General features: G+C 35.6%; 10 protein-coding genes. 1 reads left to right on the forward strand and 9 read right to left on the reverse strand.

Annotation, left to right across the window (positions count from 1 at the left end):
* Nucleotides 1-56: 56 nt before the first annotated feature.
* The 9 genes from QQZ16_RS07580 to QQZ16_RS07620 all read right to left on the reverse strand — a co-directional run bounded on the left by QQZ16_RS07580 (nt 57) and on the right by QQZ16_RS07620 (nt 8,754).
* Nucleotides 57-923, reverse strand: coding sequence for a class II fructose-bisphosphate aldolase (locus QQZ16_RS07580; RefSeq protein ID WP_048718195.1), 867 nt, complete (start codon nt 921-923; stop codon nt 57-59).
* A 13-nt stretch (nt 924-936) separates the two neighbouring features.
* Entirely contained in the window at nt 937-1,581 is a 645-nt protein-coding gene (locus QQZ16_RS07585; protein WP_342395196.1) for a carbohydrate kinase family protein, read from the reverse strand.
* 27 nt (nt 1,582-1,608) lie between these two features.
* On the reverse strand, nt 1,609-1,941 hold the full coding sequence (locus QQZ16_RS07590) for a hypothetical protein (protein ID WP_284561236.1): 333 nt from the start codon (nt 1,939-1,941) through the stop codon (nt 1,609-1,611).
* A gap of 28 nt (nt 1,942-1,969) precedes the next feature.
* Nucleotides 1,970-2,968, reverse strand: coding sequence for an ABC transporter permease (locus QQZ16_RS07595; RefSeq protein ID WP_082169279.1), 999 nt, complete (start codon nt 2,966-2,968; stop codon nt 1,970-1,972).
* A 1-nt stretch (nt 2,969) separates the two neighbouring features.
* Nucleotides 2,970-4,463: a sugar ABC transporter ATP-binding protein gene (locus tag QQZ16_RS07600; protein WP_048718191.1), complete on the reverse strand. Its 1,494-nt coding sequence runs from the start codon at nt 4,461-4,463 to the stop codon at nt 2,970-2,972.
* Between the two features lie 112 nt (nt 4,464-4,575).
* Entirely contained in the window at nt 4,576-5,520 is a 945-nt protein-coding gene (locus QQZ16_RS07605) for a sugar ABC transporter substrate-binding protein (protein ID WP_048718189.1), read from the reverse strand.
* A 311-nt stretch (nt 5,521-5,831) separates the two neighbouring features.
* On the reverse strand, nt 5,832-6,602 hold the full coding sequence (locus QQZ16_RS07610) for a DeoR/GlpR family DNA-binding transcription regulator (protein ID WP_048718183.1): 771 nt from the start codon (nt 6,600-6,602) through the stop codon (nt 5,832-5,834).
* A gap of 241 nt (nt 6,603-6,843) precedes the next feature.
* Nucleotides 6,844-7,941, reverse strand: coding sequence for a DUF4236 domain-containing protein (locus QQZ16_RS07615; protein WP_048718182.1), 1,098 nt, complete (start codon nt 7,939-7,941; stop codon nt 6,844-6,846).
* A 186-nt stretch (nt 7,942-8,127) separates the two neighbouring features.
* Entirely contained in the window at nt 8,128-8,754 is a 627-nt protein-coding gene (locus tag QQZ16_RS07620) for a metal-dependent hydrolase (RefSeq protein WP_048718181.1), read from the reverse strand.
* 181 nt (nt 8,755-8,935) lie between these two features.
* On the opposite strand from QQZ16_RS07620, the gene QQZ16_RS07625 reads away from it, so the two are divergent.
* The gene (locus QQZ16_RS07625) at nt 8,936-9,313 is read left to right on the forward strand and encodes an SLAP domain-containing protein (RefSeq protein WP_048718179.1); all 378 of its coding nucleotides are present in this window, start codon (nt 8,936-8,938) and stop codon (nt 9,311-9,313) included.
* Nucleotides 9,314-9,507: the final 194 nt, after the last annotated feature.

The raw sequence follows: 9,507 nt of genomic DNA on the forward strand, positions 1-9,507 counted from the left end.
TTTCCCTTTTGAAAATCAAAAAGGGAAGCAGACTATAACCGCCCCCCCTCGTTCCTTCATTTATTTGAGAAAATACTTATTGCTTTCTTTATATCTTGTTTGATAGTTTCTTTTGCTACTACGGTTAAATCGTGATAGAAGGGGTTCTCTTCTTTTTCTAAATATTCTTTTACAGCGTATGCACCGGCTTTGGCTGCATAGCTGTAGTAATTAATTTTTCTTACTCCCCTATTTATTACTGTTTTGTACTCTTCTTCACTTAAACCTGATCCTCCATGCATAACAACAGGTTTTTGAATATTTTCATAAATCCTTTCTAATCGATCAAAATCTAAATTTGGTTTTGTCACATAGATTCCATGGACGGTACCAAAGGAGGCAGCTAATGCATCAATATTCGTTTTCTCGACAAAGTCCTTTGCAATTGAAGGATCTGTATAATAGTTTGCTGCATTCTCTGATGCATGTGATTTTTCCTTATATGTTTCTTCTCCTCCAAGACCAGAGGAAGTCATCATACCAAGCTCTGCTTCAACTGAAACATTTTGTTTATGAGCATATTCCACTACCTCTTTCACAATTTGAATATTTTCCTCATAGCCTTTATGTGAGGCATCTATCATAACAGAGGTAAAGCCAATATCAATAGCCTGTTTCACCATTTCTAAATTAGTTCCATGGTCAAGATGAACAGCAATTGGCACAGATGCTTTTTGAGCAAACTCTACTAAGATAGGGCCCATTATTTCAAGAGGAATGATAGTATTATGCACCTCTGCGTGTGCCAGAATAATTGGAGCTCTTAGATCCTCCGCCGCTTCTACTACGCCTCTAACAGATTCTAATGTTGGACAATTAAAAGCCCCGACTGCATAGTTCTCCTTATCTGCTTCTATCAAAAGTTCCTTTAAAGTTACTAACATAGTAGCCCTCCTCCTATATTTCCACTCTATTTCTCTTCGGGTATTCCTGATACATTTTTACTAATTCATCAAATGCCTTTACACCTGATGTTCCATCTGCCTCGAATAACGAGGAAGCTGCTGCTGCAGTACCTAATTGCATAGCCTCTACTAAAGAAAACTCCTTCAACGCACCATATAGTACCCCGGATACATAAGCATCTCCTGCTCCAACAGTTCCTTTAATTGAGCTATTATCAATAAGTAAAGATGGTATACTATGAATCTCTTTTCCATCAATTCCAAAACTTCCCTCTGGTGTATGGATAACAGCCCAATCCTTGACACCTAATTCTTTTAAGCGATATAACACTTTTCTAATATTGTGTTCAATCAGCTTTCCATCCTCATTCCTTAATGCTATGCCAACACTATTACCTGCTTCTAGTTCATTTATAATGCAATAATTCGTGAATTTAAGACACGGTGGCACAAGCTTTTGATAGCGATCACTATTCTCACTGACAATATCAATAGACGTCCTGATTCCTAATTTTTGTACATTCCTTAACACCTTAGCCGTCTTTGTTCCATATTCTTTGTCTTCATTGTCTAGTCCATCTAATAATAAAATATAAGCGAGATGAAAAATCTTGGTGTGTAGCTGTTGATAATCTATTTTTGACTCATCGAAATAAAGAGCATTTTAAGTAAAAAATGTTCTGCTAGTTGCATCTTGATACACATCTGTAAAAGGTGTATCCCCGAACACTTTCACTTGACTACTATCTATGTTTTTATAGTGAGATAGGCGCTCTTTAAGATAATCACCTCTTTCATCCTCTCCTATCATTGCTACCGTATTTATCGGCAACTCTCCATCTATTTTTGCTAAAGAAACAGCACAATTAGATACCGCTCCGCCTATAGATCGTGTTACGCTTTTTATTGTCGTCAGCTCTGACTGATTAGGGTATTTTTCAATTTCTTTTATTTCGTCAACAGCAATTGTTCCAGCAATTGTTATTCCCTCTTTCATCTAATCCTCCCTCCTATTCTATGTCCATTTATGCTTTTCTTCTTTTAATAACATCTGCATAGACAGCAACTAGAATTACAACACCTTTTACAATGTATTGCCAAAAGGAGCTTACTCCCATCAGATTTAGCCCATTGCTAAGCACCCCAATAATAAGTGCCCCGATAACTGTGCCGCCGATTTTCCCATAGCCTCCTGTCATACTCGTGCCGCCTAATACAACTGCCGCTATCGCATCTAATTCTGCCCCTTCTCCAGCTGTTGGTTGACCAGAAAACATACGCGATGCTAACACAATACCTGCAATTGCAGCCATTAATCCACTAAATGTATAAGCAAATAATTGTACCTTTTTTATGTTTATTCCTGAAAATTTCGCTGCTTCCGCATTCCCTCCCACAGCATACATGTGACGACCAAGTCTCGTTTTATTCATAATGAAGTAGCAAATGATTAATAGAATTAAAAGGTAAAGGACAGGCATCGGCAATACACCACCAATATAACCAGATCCAATGAAATTGAAGGAATCAGACATAACTCTGACTGGCTTTCCATCTGTAATTACATAGGCAGCTCCCCTCGCTATATTCATAGTGGCTAGCGTAATAATAAAAGGCGGAATTACTGTTGTTGCAGCAACATAACCATTTAAAGCACCGATTAATATCCCCACAAATAAACCAGCTAATACAGCTATAAATACCGGTGCCCCGAATGTTGCAATCATTAAAGTCGTAACTACTCCAGTTACTGCCATAATGGAGCCAACAGATAAATCGATCCCACCTAAAATAATAATCATCGTCATAGCAAGGGCTAAATATAGATTGGTAGACGTTTGTCTTAACACATTTAATAGATTATTAGAGGATAAAAAGTTGGGATTAATAATCGAAATAATAATACATAAAGCAAGTAACCCTATTAAAATACCTAAATTTTCCCGAATAAAGGTTATAATACTTGAACCTAAGTTCCATAAAAAATTATCTTTCTTTTTCTCCTTTAGTGCTGCTTGAGCCATCTTAATTACCTCCAGTAGCATAATGCATAATCGCTTCTTGACTAAAGCTCTCTTTTTTCTCTAATATCTTTTGAATTTTCCCTTTGTACATAATAGCTACTCTATCACTCATATTAATAATTTCAGGAAGCTCGGAAGATATCATAATAATGGAAACCCCTTTTTGCACGAGCTGATTCATAATCGCATAAATCTCCGCCTTTGCCCCTACATCGACTCCTCTTGTTGGTTCATCCAATATCAATACTTGAGGATTTGTCGCAAGCCATCTAGAAATCAATACTTTTTGTTGATTACCACCGCTTAAATTTTTTACTATTTGCCCACTATTTGGGGTTTTAATAGCTAATTCTTTAATAAAATCCTCTGCATACTGGTCTTCGATTTTCTTTTTTACGCGAAGAAATTTGATCACCTTATCCAAAACTTTTATCGTAATATTGTATTTAACAGACTGAATGAGAAACAGACCTTCTTCTTTCCGATTTTCCGTAACATAGGCAATCCCGTGTTTAATCGCATCATTCGGGTTTTTTATCGTAATTTTCTTGCCGTCGCGATAAATTTCTCCTTCATCAAAGGGGTCAATGCCAAAAATACATTTCATCAGCTCTGACCTCCCTGCACCAACTAAGCCGGAAAAACCTAATATTTCGCCTTTATTTAATTGGAAGTCCGCATGATTCACATAATTTTCCCTTGATAAATTCTTTACTTCTAAAACTGTTTCTCCTACTTTAGAATAATCTCTAACATAATAGTTAGTTAGTTCTCTACCAACCATCATAGAAATTAGTTGGTTCTCCGTCGTTTCTTGCGTACGAACGGTCCCAATATAGGTTCCATCTCTCATCACTGTAATTCTATCTGTTATTTCAAATAGTTCATTCATGCGGTGTGAAATATAAACAATCCCCACACCTTGTTCCGTCAAATTACGAATTGTTTTAAAAAGAAAATTCACCTCTTTTTCCGTTAAAGAAGAAGTTGGTTCATCCATTAAAATAATTCTCGCTTGAAAAGAAACTGCTTTAATAATTTCAATCATTTGTTGCTGTGCAACATTCAACTCACTAATTACACTCTTTTCCGATAGATCCAACTCAAATTTATCTAAAAGGTTTCTTGCATTGGAAAACATTGTTTTTTTATCGACAAACCCTGTTTTAGTTAAAGGTTCTCTACCTAAATAAATATTTTCCGCTATCGTTAAGTATGGGACTAAGATAATTTCCTGATGGATAATGCTGATACCATTGTATTGAGCATCTTTAACATCTTTTATCTTTACTTCTTGCTCATCAATAAAAATTTTTCCTTCATCAATAGAATATATCCCACCAAGTATTTTCATAAGTGTTGATTTCCCAGCTCCATTTTCCCCTAAGAGAGCATGAACCTCTCCCCTATTTAGTTCAAACTCTACACCCTTTAAGGCATAAACTCCTGGGAAACGTTTAGAAACGTCCTTCATCTCTAATAATTTCGTAGACATAATCCCACCCCATTAAAATGTAGAAGGAGAATTCAATATAAGATCCATTTTAAAATTGCATATTTCTTCTCCTTCTATTTGTTCAGTCGCTAAGAATGTATATTCACATCATTTATTGCCAGCCATCTGTTCCGTATTCCTCCACATTGTCCTTATTAATGATGAACGTTTCTACTGGAATTCTCTTTTCATAGTCTTCGCCTTTTAGTATTTTATAAGCGACTTCGACCGACTTTTCTCCAATAGAGATAGGCGATTGAGCTCCTGTTCCGATTAATGCTTCTCCATTTGCAATTGCAGTTTTCGCATCAGGTGATCCATCAACTCCATAAATGGCAATTCCTTCTATATTCGCAGCTTTAACAGCTGCTAATGCACCTAAAGCTGTTGGATCATTTCCACCCATTATAGCGATAATGTCAGAATGGGCTTGAAGGATATCCTCTGTCACCGTTAACGCTGTCTCTAAGTCTCCCTTGGCATCTTGCTGTGCAACAATCTCAAAATTTTTCCCTTCAATCGCTTCCATAAATCCTTCGATTCGATCATTAACTGAATTCATTGTTGGACTATCAAGGATAACTATGTTTCCTCCATCTGGAAAATTCTTCACTAAATCTTCTCCAGCAACTTTTCCGGCATTCTTATTATCTGAACCTACATAGCTCGTTATATATTCCATATCTTTCACTTCTGCATCGTAATTGATGATTGGGATATTCGCTTCCTTTAACATCGCTAATGCTGGTCTAATTCCTTCCCAATCAACAGGATTTAGAAAAATTGCGTCTATTCCTTGAGCAATCATATCTTCAATTTGATTAATTTGAAGCTCCACATCCATAGCAGGATTGGTCGTAATTAACTTATCTCCATTAGCTTCTACCTTATCTCTAATTGCTTTTTCTACTACTTGAAAATACGGGTTATTTTGTGTCATCGACGTATAGCCAAATACATATTGATCCTTTTCACTACTAGATTCTTCACTCGTATTACATGCAGCTAACCCAAAAGTTAGTACCAATGTCAATAATCCAATCAAAAACTTCTTCATACATATCCCCCTTGTTTATAGAAGTAATTTTATATATTAAAATCACCATTGTGACTTAATATCCGGATGCCAAATACATTTTTAAGCGCTTACATTTAATGCGTATTTAGAAACACTTTTGATTTTCACCAAAACTAATCAAAGGCTATTTACTTTCTATTCACATTTCATTCCATTTATTCATTAAAAAAGTTTCACTCATAAAAGAAATTTAGAAAATTATTGGTAGAGTTTTTTTAATAAAGATGGATTATATTGTAATATGCTAAATGAACATGTTCGTATAAATAACAATTAATAGAGAGGTTCTATCAATTGTTACTACATACGACTAATTCAACTCCACTGCTCTGAATTAACTTACAATATTCATTAGAGGGGGTTTTGTCTGTGATAATTCGATTTATGTTTTCAAGCGAGGTTATTTTGTGCATAAATTGAGTGTCAAATTTGCTATGATCTATAAGGAAGGTTATCTCTTTTGATTGCTTTATTACTTTTTGCTTAATCTCCACTTCAAAAATATTCGAGTTACTGAAACCTTGGTTAAGCGTGAAACCAGATGCAGCTAAAAAGGCTTTATCAAAAGAAAGATTGTTTAATGTTGAAATGGCAATTGGTCCATAAAGCGACGACGTGGACTCTCTTATCATGCCACCTAAAATAATTTTTTCCTTGTTTTTCCCATGAATTTTCGAAGCAACATTCAAGGCATTTGTTGTGATGGAAAGCTTTGCATCAACAGGTAGGTTTTTAACAAAATATGGAGTGGTCGTACCTGCATCTACAAAAATGCCGTCCCCCTCCTGAACAAATTTGACCGCCTTTTGCCCAATGAGTTCTTTTGCCCTTCTGTTTAATAATTCTCTCTTATTAATGACAATATCTTCAAAAGCGAGAATCGCACCTCCATATGTTCGTTTCAAAAATCCTAATTTCTCCATTTTATCAAGATCCCGCCTAATCGTCATTTCGACCACGCCAAATGTTTCTGTAAGGTCTTGAATCTTGATCTCTCCTTCATTCAATAGAAGTTGATAAATTTTATTTTGTCTTTTATTTAATTGCTGCAAATTTTCCATATTATGCAGTTCTCCCTATTATGTTCTTTACACCAAATGTTTGAATCAAACATTTTTTTGTTAACTAAACACATAATAAACGGAATTGCTATTTTTGTAAATGCTTTCTTTTCAATTTTTTAAATTTTTTATTTGCGTAAACTCTAGTTGTAGTATGTACCCAAAAGAATCAACTTCCAGGAAAATTTTTCATGATTAATAAAGCGTGAGTAACTATACCCACGCTTCTAACCTTATCCGCTTAATCAACCATAAGTCTACTAACTGCCTCAAACCCTTTTGTCTTTTTAAAATTCATCTTGTGTTCAAAGTTTTCTAATGCATCGGAGCAGTCAATATTAGCAAAATTTAATCGATTTAGTTTTCCTTTGTCCAATTTCACAGAAAGAATAGTGATTTTTTCCATATATCCAGTTACAGTGTTTAAACGATTATCTATTGCATGTATGTAGACAGTATGTAGTGGCAATAGTGCAAACATATCACGGGCAATTCTTAATATACAGCTACAGACATAATCTTGCTGAATATCATAAAACTTCCCCTTCGGCATTTGCTTTCTTGATAATTTTCCAGTCTTTGTTAAAGATAATTGTTCTTTTGGAACGACATCCTCCGCATTTACTTCAAATTCGATTTCCATTACTTTCGGATCACCACAACTGAATTCAAATCCACTTCCAAATTCCGTTAAATCATCCAAAGGTGCAAATGCTTCAATGACTTGAAAATAAGTATCAATATCCCCTTCTAACACCTTTGTAGCAATCTTTACATCGCGCTCCCAAGTAAGATAATCCTGTTTATCTTCCTCTCTAGCAGCTATAACCTCTTCTCGTAACTTCTGTTCAGCAGATTGTCGATTAAAAAGCTTGGTAAGAACTCCTGGTTTATAATTTTGAAGCTGCTGTAAAGCTAGTTTTTCCTTTTCTCCCATTTCCCCACTAGGCAGGTGATAGGGCGCATCTGCCCCTCTTACTTTTATCCAATTAACAGGATCATCTGCTTCTATATGAATACTATGAATTCTTTCAATTGTATTTTCGTATGCTTCAACTGCAAGTCTCGCCTGCTCTAATTCATTCAGTTTATCTAATTCACGTTGCCTTCTATTTATATCCGCCTGCCTTTGATAGGCCGACGACTTTCTATTCCTGCCACCTGTCGTGGTATAAGATACACCAGTTCCTGGGATACTAGCAGTCACTCTACTGCCGGTTCGAGAGTTCACGCTATATCTAAGCCCTTTTACACCAGCGCTTACCCCAACACTCTTTTTTCCAACATTCACCCGAACACCAGGAGCTATTTTAAAGCTCTTTCGAAAACCAAAGCCCATATTTAAGACCTCCCTTTTTCCATATTATAACATAAATAGATGGTAACTTCGATTCTATCTAGGTTAGAAATATCAACATATTGCTTTAGAGCCATATAGAAAGAATCCCCTATTAAGATTGCTATAATAGGGGATTCTTTCCATCCAACTTAATATTATGTATAAAGAAAGACAAATAGTAAACTATTAAAATTCCTTTGATGTCAGTGGCAAGAATAGCTTAACGCCTCTTTTGTTAAACGGAAAAATTTTTAAATCTGCAATTAAATGACTGATATATCCACCAATACAAGTATAGTATACTCCCTGGATGCCAATGGAGTTCTCTACATTTGCGGCAATGATTCCAAAAAACACAACACCCAAAATAGAATGAGTATAGCTACGATGAGAAGTAAAGGATGCAATCATAATATAGACTCCTAGAAGAATAATCCATCGTTCCTCAACAGAAAGTCCTCCCATCAGCACGGCAATCCCTGTTATTGTCAGCATATGTTTTTGTTTAATTAACGACGCGATAAACAAAATCATAATACCTATCCCGACCCCCATCCACCTCTCTACTGCTACTTTCTCGAAGAAACTATATAGCACCATAAGTATTCCGATTACCTGTGCAGACAATTGAATCATTTGATGAGGTAACGTAATTTTACCACGAAGCTTCCCGTCAATATCCAGATCAGGCATTAGTCCAGAAACGGCTCCTAAAGTGACACACACTAATGTCTCTGTTGGTGTGGATTGCACGGTATGAGCAACAATAAATCCTGTTGCTGATCCAATTACAGCATGTGATGTTCCATTCAAGTTGATTCCACCCCTAATATTTAATAGTTAATATAACATTTACTATTCTACACCAAAACATTTGTTCTGTTTAGAGGGAAATTAATAGTGGAATATATATGAAAGAAAGAAATAATTAAATCGTATAATAGATTCTTTCTCTCACTTATGTTACACTTCACTTCAAAAGGTGGTCATAATGATGCAGGAATTACAATTTGAATCGGCCTGGGACAAACAAATTGCCCCGCAAGATAGAGAAAATATAGAAAAAATCTTTAATGAAACAAAACACATAAACAGTTCAAGCGTTATTTTTTCTCCTATCCGAGAAGCAATCAATCATAAGGATGCACTACTTGTTTCCGTGTTGGTTCATAATTTCGCGGAATATCCCCTAATCTTTCAAAATACAATATTGTATTACAGTGTTAATGATGAAGTGATTGCAGAAAAGGAATTCACACTGCCAGACCTTGTCATTCCTTCTCATGTCAGTATGCCATGGACATTTATTTTCCCAAAGGATAGTTATAGAATGCAAGATTCGTTTAAGCATGGGAGATTAGAGCTTAAGTAATAATAGAAAATAAAATGGGGTGTTAATGAACTGACCTAGCCAAATGAGACATATATAAAACACCTACCCATATTAAATTTAACACTTTTTCATTAATTTGATATTGGTTCTTTACTGGAAATAGTTCAGGCACTTTGTCACTTTACTTGGAGCCTCTGCGGGCATAGATTCTTTAGCCAGGAAGCCAGATATCT

Origin of the sequence: Bacillus sp. T2.9-1 (assembly GCF_950097965.1) — a bacterium.
GTDB classification, from domain to species: Bacteria; Bacillota; Bacilli; order Bacillales; family Cytobacillaceae; genus Niallia; species Niallia hominis.